Origin of the sequence: Deinococcus soli (ex Cha et al. 2016), from assembly GCF_001007995.1 — a bacterium.
In the GTDB taxonomy this organism is placed as follows: domain Bacteria; phylum Deinococcota; class Deinococci; order Deinococcales; family Deinococcaceae; genus Deinococcus; species Deinococcus soli.
Genome location: NZ_CP011389.1, coordinates 333,254 through 347,522, shown reverse-complemented (window position 1 = coordinate 347,522; position 14,269 = coordinate 333,254). Strand labels below are relative to the sequence as shown.

The window sequence follows — 14,269 nt, the reverse complement described above, 5'->3', positions numbered from 1 at the left end:
GCGGTACAGCAGCCCGTCCCTCGTGTCTCACCGCGCTCAGCACCTGACACTTCGGGAAACTGACGTGCTGGCGGTTGGGAACGGCATTCCGAGGAGCTGTAGACAGTCACAGAAGACCTCGCCGCCCCACCGTGCCGCTTGACTCAGGATCTGCCACCCGGTCCGGGTCAACCAGGCCAGCGCGAGTAGCCCGGCTGTGTGGGTGCAGGGTGACGTGCGGGCCATGACTGCCAGTTCGTCGCCTTGCAGTGGCCGTTCGCGTGAGGTCTGGTGCAAGGCGTCTGCTCCGGTCCCTGTGGATTGCGGGGATGGAACGATCTCTGCGCCTGACACTTCTCCATTTCCCACGGTCTGTGATTAGCGGTTGGTCGAGAAGTCGAGCGACCAGTCAGCGCATTATTGATAACGGCATAAGTTTGAGTCCATCAAATGCTGAGGCAGGTCGATGTACCGAACCCGTTGCCAAGCCGTCGTCAGCTTCGCTTTCAGCATGCCCACTGAGCGGGCACAGAAGTTCCCCAGCACATTCCGCTTCACGTACGCCCACACCAGCTCGATCGGATTCAATTCCGGAGCGTACGGCGGCAAAAACACCAGCGACAGGCGTTCGTGGCGCTCCACGAACGCCTGGGTTGCCTTCGCTCGGTGAATGCCCGCGTTGTCCAGCACCACCACGATCTTCCCCTGCACATGGCGCAACAGATGCTGGAAGAACCGGGTGACGTCCCCACTCCGGATCGCCCCAGGCTTCGTGTGCTGGAAGAATCGACCGTCCGAAGTGATCGCCCCGATCGTCGAGAGTTTTTCCCAGTTGGCCGGGAGTATGACCAGGGGCGTCACGCCCCTGGTCGACCACGTTCGTCTTCGCACGCCTTTCAGCGAGAAGCCAACCTCATCCAGGTACACCAGGGTGGCGCCCTGCGCGACCTTTTTTTCCCAACTCCGGAGCCACCTGTTCTTTCCAGGACGCGATCCGGAGTTCATTGCGTTCTGCTGCCCGTCCATCCGGCATCTGGGGCGTAAACCCCAGCTGCCGAAGCATTCTCCGGACGTGATCGGGGTGGTACCACACGTCGAAGTGCCGCCCGATCAGGTCTGCGACTCGTCTGGTGCTCCAGGTCGGGTCAGGGAAGCCATGGTGCAGCGCACCCTCCCGCAGGAGGGTGCGGACCTGTTCAAGCTGGGCGGCGGTGAGTCGCGAGGGGCGTCCTGTCGTCACCGTTGCCTGGAGACTGCCGGTGCGCTTCAGACGTTTCTTCCAGTTACTGACGGTGTGTACGGACACGCCGAAGTGATCGGCAATCGCCTGCTGTGAATGCTGGCCCCCTTGAAGCCAGGGGGTCGCCGCCAGTCGACGTTCCTCCAGCTGCGCCCGGGAGTATTTGGATGGATGCCATTCGGCCACACCTCCAGCATACCAGCTCGTATTTACATCGTTATCAATACACCTCTGAACTCGCCCAGCAGGCCGTGGACCGCACCCCCGCCCTGCCCGGTGTGGAGGTGCCCCGTGTCCTTCAGTGACCGCCGCATCGGCCAGCCCGTGACCTTCGCCGCAGCTCTGGGCGTCAGGGAAGGGGAGACCCTGGAACTCAACCGCCCGACCTCCGCTACCTGCCCCAGATGCGGGCAGGAACCCCGCCTGCACCACCACGTGAGCCCGAAGGGCCGCGACATCACCGTGTGGATTCCCGTCGAACACTACTGCCGCCCCAGCTGAGCACCCCGGAGAACCGAACCATGACCACGACACACCGCACCTACGGCATCTACGCGCTCGAATTCCTGGGCCTGACCTCGAAAGAAGTCCGCGAGATCGGCTGGGTCCACGACCTCAAATGGGCGTTCGCAGTCGGCGCCCGGCCCGAACGCAAGTTCGAACTCGACCACGCCCAGGTGCTCTTCGGTGCAGCGGACAGCAGCGGCCTGAAGCTGGAGATCTGCCCCCGCATGTCCGGCGGTCACCTGCCCGGCGTGATGGTGCCCACGACCCTGCAGGGCAGTCTGAACACCGTCGCGGAGGGACCGAAGACGAAGTTCACGACCCGCGTCTCCCAGGAAGCCCTGGAGCAAGCAGGCCTCACCTCGGCGGTGCTGTTCGAAGCGAGTTGCAGCCTGGAATGCACGGTCAGCGACATGCCCACCCTGGAAGAGCAGACCGAAACGCAGATCCAGGAAGAGCTGGCGGCAAACCAGGTGTTGGACGGACAGACTTCACTGTTCGAGGAGGCACAGGCCGAGACCATTCCAGCCCCACCCTCGGACATCCCCGAAGCGCTGCTCGCTCAACTGGGCTTCGGACAACTCAGCCAGCTCCTCCAGATGATCGGCCGCGACCCCGGCGAGTGGAGCGATCCCACCCACACCAACGAGCAGGACGCCGCGGAGTGGCGCACACTCCTCGCCCAGCACTGGGATCAGGTGGAGGCCGAAACGCGCGCCCTGCTGGTGCAGACGCCCGCCCTCGGACATCCGGAGTACGTGGACGCCGGTCCCGTGCCGCCCCGCCTCGTCATCGATCCCAAGCAACCGGACGAAGACCTGCCCTTCAACCTGCCCGACACCGACAGCGACGCTGACTGACCAAGGACGCGGGGCGGATCACGCCGCCCCGCAGGTGAACTTATGATTCCTTCCCGTCCGACTTCTCCAACTGCTCAACGACCTTCTCACTCCACGCGCGGCCCTCATCACCGCCCCACAACAACCACGCGATGTACCCCCGGGACGGTTTCTCACCGTCTTTCCCGGTCTGATCCAGGTTGTCATGCGCGTGCCGCGGAAAGTACTGCGCCATGTGCCGCACTTCCTTCGCCGTCAGCTCTCCACCGGCGGCCAGTTGCTCCGCCATGTGCTCACCGACCTCCGTACCACCAAATCCGTGCTCATCGCGGAGCTTCAGCCCTTTGGCCGCGTTGGACTGCACGTGCTTCGGGATGCTCAGGTTCACCGTGTTGGACGCCATGGCCTACCCTGGCAGGAAGGGCCGCGCGGATTGGTACGCTCCCACGCCGTTCCCTACGCCCGGTTCTTAAGCGAACGGTTACGCTCACCAGGCAGCGTGTTCGGGGGGGCGCATGACGGCCCCTGTGGACGCGCTCACCCTGCACGAGCAGGTCACACTGACCCAACTGGAAGGCACGATCCGGGACGGCTGGCACGGCTTCGTGACGGTCGGTGAAGCCCTGCTGACCATCCGTGATCAGCGCCTGTACCGCGCCGCGCACCGCACGTTCGGCGACTACTGCGAGCAGGTGTGGGGCTGGTCCCGCCAGCGCGCCCAGCAACTCATGGACGCCGCCCAGACCTCGCACGCCCTGTCAACCATCGGTTTACAGCCGGAGAACGAACGGCAGGCCCGCGAGTTGAAGGAAGCGGCGAAGGTCGTGCAGCACCTGGAACCCGAACAGATCGTGGCAGTGGCTCAGTACCTGAAGACCGCCACCGGCAGCGAGAAACCCACCACGAGTCAGGTCAAAGCCGCGGCGGAAGTCGCCGCCAGCATCGACGCACACGCCACGGTGCAGCACCCCGACACGGGCGCCGAGGTGCCCCTCCACACCCTGACCGGCGAGCAGCGGGCCGCCGCGATCGCGGAGAACGTCAGCACCGGCACCCACGAGCGACTCCAGCGCCAGAAGGATCACGTGCAGGAAAGCGTCATGCAGGCCAGGAGCAACGGCAAGGGAGGCTGGACCGACTGGTGCCTGAGCTATGCCCAGCAGCACCTCATCGACACCCAGGAACTCCGCATCGTCATCAAACGCGACCCCAGCGGGAATCCCAAGGCGCAGGCGCTGGTGATCGACACCGACACGCACGCGACCATCGCCTTCGGGGAGCCCGCCGACTGGCTGAAGAAAGCCGTCCTGAACCTCGTCGAAGAGGTCAAAGCGTGACCACCTGCCCGAACCAGCACAGCCCCGCAACGTATCCCTCCAAGTTCAGCCCCTGTTCCATCAGGACCTCACAAGACAGCAGCACCCCGAAGAAAGCCGAAGACGCGCCCTGGGAGGTCCTGAGTTCAGCCCCCCAGCTCCTAACGGAACTGGTCCGCTCGCCACAAGTAGTACAGTTCCAGGCTGCCAAACACGGTCGCTGCGACGGCGGACACCGTGAGGAACCACGCCAGCAGCACATCCTTGCGGGCGCTCAGGGCCGGATCGGAGGAGCGCCAGGTGTCAACCGCCGCGAGCACGAACGGGACGACGACGACCAGTTTCAGGGCAACAGCCGCGATGCCAAAAGTGTCGGGGCTGAAGACCCACGTGAGGGGCATCAGGGGGAAGGTCCACCAGAGCCGCTGGGCAGCGGGCGCGTGTTGTTGGGTCATGGTCCTTGTCCTACCACAAGACGCCCGGGTGCGCGTACCAGTGTGCCTGCGCAGGCCGGGGCGGGCAGCGAGTTCGCCCTGAGTGGCAGCGAGCAGAACCCGGAACAGGGAGGTGAGGCGCTGTGATCACCCGTGCGACAGACATGCAGAACCTGCTCGCCCTGGTCCGCAAGGACCCCGGGCGGCCCGCGAATCACTACGCGGTGCGCCTGAACCTCCCGCACAACGACGTTCGGAAGCTTCTCGTGCAACTGGAGCAGTGCGGCGAGCTGGACAGCAAGCGCGTGCGCGTCTACCGCGCCGCGCTACAGCGGCCGGGGCCAGATAAACAGCGCCAAGGCCACCCACACGATGACCAGCCCCACGTGCACCCAGCGGTGTGGCGACACCACAGCAGCGATGGTAAAGCTGGCCGCCAGGGTCACCAGGTCAACAGCGAAGTTCACCCAACGCCACGCATCGCCAGAAGGAACGACGTAGACGCTCACGAGTGCGGAGATCAGGACCACGGTCGCCAGCAGCCCCAACCACTTGCCCTGCCGGTCGGAAAGACTCATCCCCACCGTCATATCACCGATGATCAGTGCGCGCACGCAGAAACGCCCAGGGAGACTCTGTGACGCGCTCTCACGTTGGTTGCGCTGCGCACCGCACGGTGTTACAGCGTCCGGGGCCAGCCAATGACCGCCAGGGCCACCCACACGATCACCAGAAGGGCGAACACCCAGCGGCGCGGCGACCACAGGGCCACCAGCCCAAAGAGGGCAGCCAGCTTCAACTGACCCAGGCCGAAATTCACCCATTGCCACTCGGACCCATCTGGCACGAAGAGCCAATCCACGAGCACGGCGGTCCCGTACACGAGCGTCAGGACGAAACACCACTTGTTCTGCTGCACGGGAAAGCTCATCCCTCCCGTCCTATCACTAAAGACCACGCCACGCACGTGGAAACGCCCGAGGGTTCCCAGTGACGCATGTTGACGTTGGGTGTGACGTGCACATCCCCCGCGCGGCGGTGGTTGTACCCAGTGGCGCACTGCCAAAGGTGGCCGCATGAACCCCTTCCCAACCCGTCAGGCTGCCGAGGCGTACCTGTCCAAGATCGCGGACCCAGGTCTGCGTGACGCGACCCGTGCCCGGCTGGGCCTGGAAGCAGAACTGCCGAAAACGAGTCCACCCACTGCTCCCCTCCCAGCGCAGCAAAAACTGACCAGTGTGCCGATCCCGGCCGCAGCACCCAAAACAAGTCCACCCCTGAGACCCGCCACTGCGCCACGCGATGGTGCACCGTTGGGCGCTGAGGTGCACACCTACCTCGGCACTCTGGACGGCGGCGCCTTGCTGTTCGCGCTCCCCTGGGGCCCCAGCATCAACCACTACTGGCGGCACGTCCTCAAGCCTTGCAAGCCCAAGAATCCCGGTGCGCCGCCCTACTACGTCAAGCTCCTGATGAGCGAGGAGGGCCGCATGTACCGCCGGAACGTCCGCACCTCCCTGGACACCTACCGCGCGCACGCCCCCTTCGTGACCCCACCCGGCGCCCGCCTGGCCGTGCACCTCACCTTGTGCGCCCCCACCCGACGGTCCTACGACGTGGACAACCACGTCAAGGCGTGCCTGGACGCCCTCACCCACTGCGGCGTCTGGGCCGACGACAGCCTCATCGACGAGCTGCGCGTCACGCGCGGCCCGGTCACCAGCGGCGGGCAGGTGCACGTCACCATCACGCCCCTCACCGTCACCCTCTTCGAGGTCCAACCATGAGCCGACGCCAGGAAGAACGCGAGTACGCCCGCGCGCTGGAAGCCGCCACCGACCCCATCCTGCGCCGCCTGATCCGCGCCCGGTACCAGCAGCGGCGGCGCGGGCACCTGCGCATCAAAGACCGGGACGCCCACTACCTCTACGACCTGGGCCTCACCCCACACCTGCCACACCCCACAGACCAGCCCCGCGACCTCCCACCCATCATCCACACAAGAACACCCCCAGAAAGCTGGGGGCGAGAAGGGGAGGAATTAGGTTGCACGGTCCGCCAGAGGCTCGGGGATGGTCCGCACCGAGCGTCATTGGAGCAAGTGCAACGCAGTCAGTGTGCGACGCGCACCTCGGGCACTTTGTACCGCTTTTGGCAATGTGGGACGCAGCTCAACACAACTCAAAGCCCAACGTGAGGACGCTCCCATCATCCAGTTCTCCCCAACCGCCCAGGAGCCAGCACCGATGACCATGACCCGCCCCCACCCCGAGGTGCCGATGCCCCGCAAGACCACCACCCGAACCGCACCCCGCCCGCCCAGCCTCACCGCCGCGGAACGCACCGTCCGCGCCGTCTGGCTCAACCCCACCCAGGACGGCCTCCAGACTGCCCGGCGCAAGCTGGTCCGCGCGATGTGGCGCGCCCGCCGCGCCGGTCTCCGCACCCGGTACACCCAGCTCCGCACCCTGTACCGGCAGGTGTGCGCCGCGCAGGCCGCCCGGGACTGGGAGAGCAGCGCCCCCGAACTCGCCCGCCGCGCCCGCAACGTCCAGGACCCCACCCAGTACCACCGGGAGCAGATCCAGCAACTGCCCGGCCAGAGCGCCCTCCTGACCCTGAGCAGCCCCGGCGAGCGGTACCAGGAACCCCGCCCCGCCCCGCGCCCCCTGGGCCGCACCCGCACGCGGATCGTCCACGATCAATTCAGTGGCAAGACGCGCCGGGAACGCGAGCGGGCCGCGCGAGACCACGCTGAGCAGTACTACCAGGCCCTGCGCACGTGGGACGTGCATCAGATTGGTGGGGGAAAGCTGCCCCGCGAGAAAGGCAACGGCGGGGGCCGGATGCGCCCCATTGTGGGCAACTGGGCCAGCGCGCCCTACGATCTGGGCACGCGTGAAGTGGACATGCCCTGGCGCAACGTTCCCGAAGGAGTCCTCGCGCAGCTGGTCAACACCGACCCCACCCTCAGCGCCATCCGGGACGGCACCACCCTCGCTACCCTGCTAGATCCGCGTGGCGGGTGGCACCCTAGCAAGCCGCAGGCCGTGAAGTACGCCCACGCCGTGCTGACCCTCGCGTTCCACCTCGGAGATCCGCATGCGCAGGAACACCTCCGCACACTCCCCATTGCAGAAATCCAATGATCAACGCATACTTTGGATAGGCTGCACAACAAGTCGAAACCACACGTCGCTCCAACCGGAGCGACGTTTTCACTGTTACGCCCGCCGCTTCGATGCAACGACACCCACCAGCGTCACCACCACGATCACCGCCACGTACACCAATAAGCGCCCCGTGTCCTGCTGGTAATCCAGCACCTGCCAGCACCGCCCATCCCCCGCGTCGGTCTGCGCACAGAACTTCCGCGCATCAATCCACTGCCCATCCATCAACGCCCTCAGCGGCGGATGCACCACCGTGACCCACAGGAGAGCCAACAAGCCAACCACCAGCACACCACGCTGCAGCATCGTCATGCCCTCACCGTACCCAATCCAGTCACACGACCATGCCGCACATCATTTGACCGACACCCTCAACAGCGACACGTTGCTGTCACTCTTCAATCAGCCATAAGCGTGACGCGACCCTGACACCCACCGCGCTCCCTTCACGTCACCCAACAACACAGTGCCGCCCGAGTGAAGGCGGAGGGACGCCCCACCGCCGCGTGGGGCTTTTTCAGCCCTGCTCGCGCTTGCCTTTCCCCTGCAGCCTCTGCGCCAACCCAGCAACGATGACCAACGCGAGTGGCATCAACACGCCGGTTGGAGCGTCCCGGAGCAGAAAGAAACCCGCCAGCGCCAACGCGACCACGAGCACGACAGTCCACAGTTCGGGTTTCATCCCGTGCACCCTACCAAGAAGGTGAATCCCACCATGCCGCAACACCAGCACCCCCAAGACAGATGCATCGGTGGGACAACCCCGTGACAGATGCACCAAAACGCCAGCCCGGCAAGCAGGGCACCACCAAAGCCGAACGGGCCAAACTGCCCCTCTGCGGCGCCAAGCACAACAAGCGGCCCGGCACCTGCAAACGCCCCGCCGGTTGGGGCACCGACCACCCCGGAGAGGGCCGCTGCAAGCTCCACGGGGGCGGCGCGCAGAAGCCCAGTCCGGCGTACCTGGAAGTCAACGCCAGCCCGCGCCTGAGGGAACTGATCGACGGGTACAGCACCGACGCTGACCTGCTGAACCTCAGCAAGGACCTCGCCCGGATGCGTGCCATCGTGCACGACTACATCGAGCGGCACGATCAGATCACCGGCGCAATCATCGCGTGGCACGCCAGCCACACCACTGGGTACCTGGAGGCCGTGAAGCTCTGGCGAGAGCAGATGGCGCTGTACCTCGAAGCAGTCCGGCAGGGGCACAGCGAACCGGAGATGGACCCGCCCGCGCCGCCCATCCCGGAGCACTTCGAAAGTAAGCCCCGCCAACTGCCCGACCTGGCCACGGCCGTGAGCCTGATCGACAAGATCGGCGGGATGGTCGAACGCATTCAGAAACGTGAGGGGGAACGCAGCATCAGCCTCGCGGAAGTGGACCGCGTGCTGAACGAACTCGGCCTCAAGACCGTTCTCGCCCTCAGGGAGGTGATCGCAGATGACGCAGACCTATCGACGTTCACACCAGCGGACCTGCGCGCTGAACTTGCAGGCGCTCTTGAACGACACGCCCGCAGCGTCCGCTACTGAGCCCACCGCCGCCTCCGCTTTTAGCCGCGGTCTCCAGGCAGGCCTGACCCAGACTGCACCCAAGGCCGTCCGCACGGACGAGAACCCATTCGCGAAGTACGTCAATGACCCGGTGGGGTTCGCGAAGGACGTACTGAGCATCACGGTCTGGGCGGCCATGGAACGCATCCTGCTGGCCATCCGCGACAAACGGAAGGTGGCCGTGCGTTCCGGGCACAAGGTGTCCAAGTCCACCACGGCCGCGATCATCGCCCTGTGGCGCTGCCTGTGCCGGGAAGGCAGCCGCACCGTCCTGTCCGCGCCCACCGCCCGCCAGGTCAAGGCGATCATCTGGAAGGAACTCAGCAAGCGGCACCGCGAGGCGCGCCTGCCCGGCGACCTGTTCCTCGATCCGGCCAGCGGCCTGCGCTACCGGGACAGTGAAGTGTTCGGGTTCAGCACCGCGGACGCGGAGAAGATGGCTGGCATCAGCGGCGCGGACCTCGTGTTCATCATCGACGAGGCGTCCGGCGTGGACGAGGCACTCTACGAAGCAATCGAGGGGAACATGGCCGGCGGCGCAGGCCTGCTCCTGATCAGCAACCCCACGCAGACCAGCGGCACGTTCTACGACGCGTTCACCACCAAGCGGCACCTCTGGGAGACCATCCACGTCTCCTCAGAGGACACCCCGAATGTGCAGGCCGGGGAGCTGATCATCCCGGGCCTCGCCACGCGGGAATGGGTGCAGGAGAAGCTCAGCGAGTGGGGTGAGGAAAGCCCCCTGTTCCAGGTGCGCGTGCGCGGGAACTTCCCCACGCAGGCGGAGAACACCGTCATCGGCCTGGGTCTCGTCGAAGCGGCCCGCGCCCGGTACGCCGCGCAGGAAGCGGCGCCCACCGGTGCCTTCACGCTGGGCGTGGACGTCGCCCGGTTCGGAGATGACAGCACCGTCCTGCAACCCCTGTTCGGGACGTACCCCCTGCCACCACGTGTGCATGCGAAGCAGGACAACGTGGAAGTGGCCGGGCACGTCATGGACCTCGTCGAAGAACTCCGCGCGGCCCACGACTACCCCGTCAGTGCTGGCGCGGTCCGCGTGAAGATCGACGACCTCGGCAACGGAGGCGGCGTCACCGACCACCTCCGGCACAGCGACCGCGCCCGGACGCTGGGCATCACGGCCCTGCCCGTCACGGTCAGCGAGGCTGCCACGAGCGAGGGGTACAGCAAGCTGCGTGACCAACTCTGGTTCGCGCTGCGCGACTGGCTGAAGGAAGGTGGGCAACTGCCCCCCGACAGTCACTTGGAAGGCGAGCTGGTGGCCGTGAAGTACAACTTCGACACGCAGGGCCGCGCCAAGGTTGAGAAGAAAGAGGACCTCAAGAAACGCATGGGCCGCAGCCCCGACCGGGCCGACGCGCTCGCCCTGGCCGTGTACGACCCACCCCGCCGCGCCCCGCCGCCCACCCCTCCCCTTGACCTCACAGGCCTGACCGCCGTGAACAGCCAGAAAACCAGTCTCTGGCGTCGATGACCCGCGGGCACGCCGCGCGGCACCAACCCGGCCCCACCTCAGAGCGGCCGTCCAATCTGGCGACCCGCATCACGCCCTCAGGAGGTGACCCCATGACCCAATCCACACCCAACACCGTCGACCTCGGCATCCTGGGCAGCGGCGGCGCGGGCAGCAACTGGCGCCGCGACTTCCTCCCCGAAGAAGGCGTGTACGCGTCGCAGTTGTACCAGGAGATGCGCGACACCGACCCGATCATCGGCGCGGTGTTCCTCGCGCTGGAAGCCATGTTCCGGCAGGTGGAGTGGCAGGAAGTCCCCGCCGACGACAGCCCGGAAGCCGTGGCGTGGGCGCTGTTCCTGAAGGAATGCCGGGACGACATGAGCCACACCTGGCCCAGCTTCGCCGCGGACGTCCTCACGATGTTCGTGCACGGCTGGAGTTACTTCGAAGTCGTGTACAAGATCCGGCGCGGCCCCGACCAGGTGGACGCCCGGTACCGCAGCGCCCACAACGATGGCCGCGTTGGGTGGCGGAAGTTCGCACTCAGGCCCCAGCGGACCCTCTCCCGCTGGGAGTACGACGGGGACGGCGGCATCCAGGGCATGTGGCAGAACACACGCACCGGCCTGGTGTTCCTCCCCATCCAGCGGTGCCTGCACTTCCGCACGACCGAAGCAGGCGGCCACCCGGAGGGCCGCAGCTTCCTCGTGAACGCCCGCCGCGCCTACAGGTTCCAGTCCCGCCTGGAAGAGTTCGAGGCGGTGGGCGTCGAGCGGGACCTGGCGGGCCTGCCGCTGGTCGAAGTGCCCGTCGAGCTGCTCAGTCCCACCGCGACGCCCGCGCAGAAGGCCACGTTGCAGGTGATCGAGCAGGTGGCGGCCGGCGTGCGGAACGACGAGCGCGCGTTCGTGCTGATGCCCAGCAGTCAGTACGTCGTGCAGGACGTGGACGAGAAGACCGGCACGACCCGCACGCAGGCCATGCCCACCGGGTACAAGTTCAGCCTGATCACGTCCGGCGGCAGCCGCGCGCACGACACGGACAAGATCATCAAGCGCTACAGCCAGCGGATCGCCACGTCCTTCCTGGCCAGCTTCCTGCTGCTGGGCGGCAGCGAAGGCAAGGGCGCGCAGGCCCTCAGTGGGGACCTGACGGACCTGTTCGAACAGGCCGGGACCGGGTTCCTGGACGGCATGACAGCGGTGATCAACCGCTTCGGTGTCGGGAACCTCATGCGTCTCAACGGCGTGCCGCCCCAACTGTGGCCGACCCTCCAGCACGGCGGGCTGAGCGAAGCGGCCTTCACCGCCTTCCTCGACCGCGTGAACGAAGCCGTCAAGTCCGGGTCCATCACCTCCGACGAGAACCTCGAAACCTCACTCCGGCAGAAACTCGGCCTGCCGGAACGCGCCGACACCGCCAGGCAGGAGGACGCCACCCCATGACCCAACCCATGACGCCCACACCCCGACCGTTGACTGAGCTGCCCATGCCCGGCGCGCAGCGCCCGCCCACGCCCGTCCCGGCGCCCGTCCCTGGGGGGCAGATGCCCAGGCCGGGCAGCATCACACCGCCCCCCTCGCCCTGGTAGGAGGCCCGCCTTGAAACGAAACCTGCACTTCCTCGCCCACGCTCTCCAGGCCGGTCAACTCTGGGCGACTGGGCAGCCGATCCTGGACGAGCTGCACGCCCGCGTGATGAACCCCCAGGGGCACGGCCTTGGCGCGGAGGACCTCACCGAGCAACCGGTCGCGCTGACGCAGCGCGTCCCGCTCGTGCGGGGCAACGGCAAGAGCGTCGCCCTCGTGACTTTCCACGGCGTCGTGATCAGTCGCGTGCCCGCCTGGGCGGAAGGCTACGGGTACGTCAATCCGCAGCGCTTCGCCGCGGAGATCCGCAAGCTGGCCGACGACGCCACCGTCAGCACCATCGTGTTGTCCATGGACAGCCCGGGCGGCACGGTCGCTGGCACTGTCGAAGCGGGGGACGCCGTGGCGTACGCCCGCACGAAGAAACGCGTGGTGGCCGTCACCAACGACATGGCCGCGAGCGCCGCGTACTGGGTGGCGTCCCAGGCCAACGAGATTGTCGTGACGCCCACCGCGATCACCGGCAGCATCGGCGTGATCAGCACCCATGCGGACTACACGAAGATGATGAACACCTGGGGCATCGTCGTCACGTACGTCCGCAGCGCCGCGAAGAAAGCCCTCGGGCAGCCATACGAGCCGTTCAGCGCCGAGGCTCAGGCCGAGTGGCAGCAGATGGTTGACGCGATGTACGCCCAGTTCATCCAGGCGGTCGCCCGCGGCCGCCGCAAGGCCCGCGCGGTCGTCGCCGAGCAGTGGGGCAGCGGCGAGGTCTGGACCGGGCAGGCTGCCGTTACGGCAGGCCTCGCTGACCGGGTGGGGAGCCTCACCGCCGTGCTGGGCGAACTTACCGGCGCCACGCCCACCCCCACGCCTGAGCCGCCCCCGCCGGATCCTGAAGACGATCCGGAGGACGACGACCCGGATGCCCACGCTGCCCCTCCTCCCACTGCCGACGGCGACCCGGACACCCCGGACGCTGAGCAGACCACCAGCCCCACAGACGACCCGCCTGCCACCCCGGAGGCGGGTTCGTCCATCACCCCTCAGCCCGCGCCGAACGCGCAGGAGGCCTCCATGAACATCGCCGCCATTTCCGCGAAGCTCGCCGCTGGCGAGACCCTCAGCGCCGAGGAACGTGCGTTCCTCGACGATCACCTCGCCGCCCAGAGTGCCGCCGCAGCGGGAGCGGGCCAGCCCACCGCGAAGGTGGACCTGAGCGCCCTGACACCCGAAGCCCGCGCCGCCGTGGAAGAAGCGCAGCGCTCGGCGGACGCCGCCAACGCCCGCGCCGAACGCGCCGAGAACACCGCGAACGCGGAACGCGACCAGCGTCTCAACCGCGAGTTCCGCGAACGCGCCCTGCAACTTGGCCAGCCCGCCGCGTTCGGCGCGACCCTGCGCTCCGCCAGCGAGAAGATGACCAAGGAGGAGTACGCCTCCCTGGAGCAGAGCCTGAACGCCACCGGCGCGCAACTGGAACTGATCGGCGAGCGCGGCAGCAGCAAGGACAACAAGGCCAGCGGCAACGTGCAGGCGGACTACGAAAGCCGCGTGCAGGCCGTCATGAAGGAAGACCCGAAGCTCACGCGTGCGCAGGCAGGCCAGAAGGTCATGCGGGACGATCCCACCTTCGCCGCCCGGTACCACGGCGGCCGCTGAGCGGTCGCGTCAGCACCTCGCCTCCCACCCTCTCACGCCATCAAGGAGTGAATCGTGTCCACGATCAAGCCCACCAGCAAGCACGCCGGCCGCAGCGCCCGCGACCTCACCCCCTACCAGTGGCGCGCCGCGAAACTCGTCGGCAACGCCAGCAGCAATGACACCCGCACCGTCGAGCAGGACCAGGTCATCGACGTCGCCGGTGCAGGCGATCACGTCGCGGGCGTCATCGAATACCCCGGGGACGCCGCCGGGGTGCCCACGACGATCCTCACGGGCGGCCGCCTGAAGATCAAACTCGGCTTCGCCGGGAAGGCCAACGACCGCATCAAGCCCGGCGCGAACGGCGTGGCGCTGCTCGCCGGGGTGGGCGAAGCGTACTTCGGCACGCTGGTCGAAGCTGGCCCGATCGGTGCTGTCGTCCCGTTCGAGTTCGACCACGGCACCAACCCCGGCGAAGCGGTCATCAGCGGCCAGATCTAAAGCACGTTCCGCCCGC

17 protein-coding genes are annotated in these 14,269 nt (G+C 66.9%); 10 read left to right on the top strand and 7 right to left on the bottom strand.

What is annotated here, in order from left to right:
* Positions 1 to 396: 396 nt before the first annotated feature.
* Positions 397 to 1,405 (bottom strand): IS630 family transposase gene (locus SY84_RS16760; protein ID WP_211117122.1). Its coding sequence is split into 2 segments (ribosomal slippage): positions 397 to 936 and positions 938 to 1,405, totalling 1,008 coding nucleotides; the frame shifts between segments, so codons are not numbered across the junction.
* A gap of 105 nt (positions 1,406 to 1,510) precedes the next feature.
* On the opposite strand from SY84_RS16760, the gene SY84_RS16755 reads away from it, so the two are divergent.
* Entirely contained in the window at positions 1,511 to 1,720 is a 210-nt protein-coding gene (locus SY84_RS16755; RefSeq protein WP_046842550.1) for a hypothetical protein, read from the top strand.
* Positions 1,721 to 1,740: 20 nt separating this feature from the next.
* A complete protein-coding gene (locus SY84_RS01695; RefSeq protein WP_046842549.1) occupies positions 1,741 to 2,583 on the top strand; it encodes a hypothetical protein in 843 nt (280 codons plus the stop codon).
* 40 nt (positions 2,584 to 2,623) lie between these two features.
* Here the strand turns inward: SY84_RS01695 and SY84_RS01690 are convergent, their stop codons facing one another.
* Positions 2,624 to 2,965, bottom strand: a complete 342-nt coding sequence (locus SY84_RS01690; RefSeq protein WP_046842548.1) for a hypothetical protein — start codon at positions 2,963 to 2,965, stop codon at positions 2,624 to 2,626.
* Between the two features lie 112 nt (positions 2,966 to 3,077).
* Between SY84_RS01690 and SY84_RS01685 the strand changes: the two genes are divergently transcribed.
* Positions 3,078 to 3,899 (top strand): hypothetical protein, encoded by an 822-nt coding sequence (locus tag SY84_RS01685; protein ID WP_046842547.1) that lies wholly within the window; start codon positions 3,078 to 3,080, stop codon positions 3,897 to 3,899.
* Positions 3,900 to 4,039: 140 nt separating this feature from the next.
* Here SY84_RS01685 and SY84_RS01680 read toward each other — a convergent pair whose 3' ends face one another.
* The 3 genes from SY84_RS01680 to SY84_RS01670 form a co-directional block, all read right to left on the bottom strand.
* Positions 4,040 to 4,333 carry a hypothetical protein gene (locus tag SY84_RS01680; RefSeq protein WP_046842546.1) on the bottom strand — a complete coding sequence of 98 codons (294 nt, stop codon included), beginning with the start codon at positions 4,331 to 4,333 and terminating at the stop codon, positions 4,040 to 4,042.
* Positions 4,334 to 4,638: 305 nt separating this feature from the next.
* Complete coding sequence (locus SY84_RS01675) at positions 4,639 to 4,926, bottom strand: hypothetical protein (RefSeq protein ID WP_157882858.1); 288 nt, start codon at positions 4,924 to 4,926, stop codon at positions 4,639 to 4,641.
* A gap of 65 nt (positions 4,927 to 4,991) precedes the next feature.
* Entirely contained in the window at positions 4,992 to 5,231 is a 240-nt protein-coding gene (locus SY84_RS01670; RefSeq protein WP_157882857.1) for a hypothetical protein, read from the bottom strand.
* Between the two features lie 394 nt (positions 5,232 to 5,625).
* Between SY84_RS01670 and SY84_RS01665 the strand changes: the two genes are divergently transcribed.
* Both SY84_RS01665 and SY84_RS01660 read left to right on the top strand, forming a co-directional pair.
* The gene (locus tag SY84_RS01665) at positions 5,626 to 6,099 is read left to right on the top strand and encodes a RusA family crossover junction endodeoxyribonuclease (RefSeq protein ID WP_052751002.1); all 474 of its coding nucleotides are present in this window, start codon (positions 5,626 to 5,628) and stop codon (positions 6,097 to 6,099) included.
* A 459-nt stretch (positions 6,100 to 6,558) separates the two neighbouring features.
* A complete protein-coding gene (locus SY84_RS01660) occupies positions 6,559 to 7,461 on the top strand; it encodes a hypothetical protein (RefSeq protein WP_046842543.1) in 903 nt (300 codons plus the stop codon).
* Positions 7,462 to 7,536: 75 nt separating this feature from the next.
* Here the strand turns inward: SY84_RS01660 and SY84_RS01655 are convergent, their stop codons facing one another.
* Together SY84_RS01655 and SY84_RS16390 are read right to left on the bottom strand one after the other, a co-directional pair.
* Entirely contained in the window at positions 7,537 to 7,797 is a 261-nt protein-coding gene (locus SY84_RS01655; RefSeq protein WP_046842542.1) for a hypothetical protein, read from the bottom strand.
* A gap of 205 nt (positions 7,798 to 8,002) precedes the next feature.
* Positions 8,003 to 8,167, bottom strand: a complete 165-nt coding sequence (locus SY84_RS16390) for a hypothetical protein (protein WP_157882856.1) — start codon at positions 8,165 to 8,167, stop codon at positions 8,003 to 8,005.
* Positions 8,168 to 8,250: 83 nt separating this feature from the next.
* Here SY84_RS16390 and SY84_RS01650 point away from each other — a divergent pair, with 83 nt between their 5' ends.
* The 5 genes from SY84_RS01650 to SY84_RS01630 all read left to right on the top strand — a co-directional run bounded on the left by SY84_RS01650 (position 8,251) and on the right by SY84_RS01630 (position 14,253).
* On the top strand, positions 8,251 to 9,021 hold the full coding sequence (locus tag SY84_RS01650; protein ID WP_157882855.1) for a hypothetical protein: 771 nt from the start codon (positions 8,251 to 8,253) through the stop codon (positions 9,019 to 9,021).
* Entirely contained in the window at positions 8,990 to 10,537 is a 1,548-nt protein-coding gene (locus SY84_RS01645; protein WP_157882854.1) for a hypothetical protein, read from the top strand. Before SY84_RS01650 ends, SY84_RS01645 begins: the two co-directional genes overlap by 32 nt.
* Positions 10,538 to 10,629: 92 nt before the next feature.
* Entirely contained in the window at positions 10,630 to 11,964 is a 1,335-nt protein-coding gene (locus tag SY84_RS01640; protein ID WP_046842539.1) for a phage portal protein family protein, read from the top strand.
* Between the two features lie 156 nt (positions 11,965 to 12,120).
* Entirely contained in the window at positions 12,121 to 13,770 is a 1,650-nt protein-coding gene (locus SY84_RS15705; RefSeq protein ID WP_052751001.1) for a S49 family peptidase, read from the top strand.
* Positions 13,771 to 13,824: 54 nt separating this feature from the next.
* Entirely contained in the window at positions 13,825 to 14,253 is a 429-nt protein-coding gene (locus SY84_RS01630) for a hypothetical protein (protein WP_046842538.1), read from the top strand.
* Positions 14,254 to 14,269 lie beyond the last annotated feature (16 nt).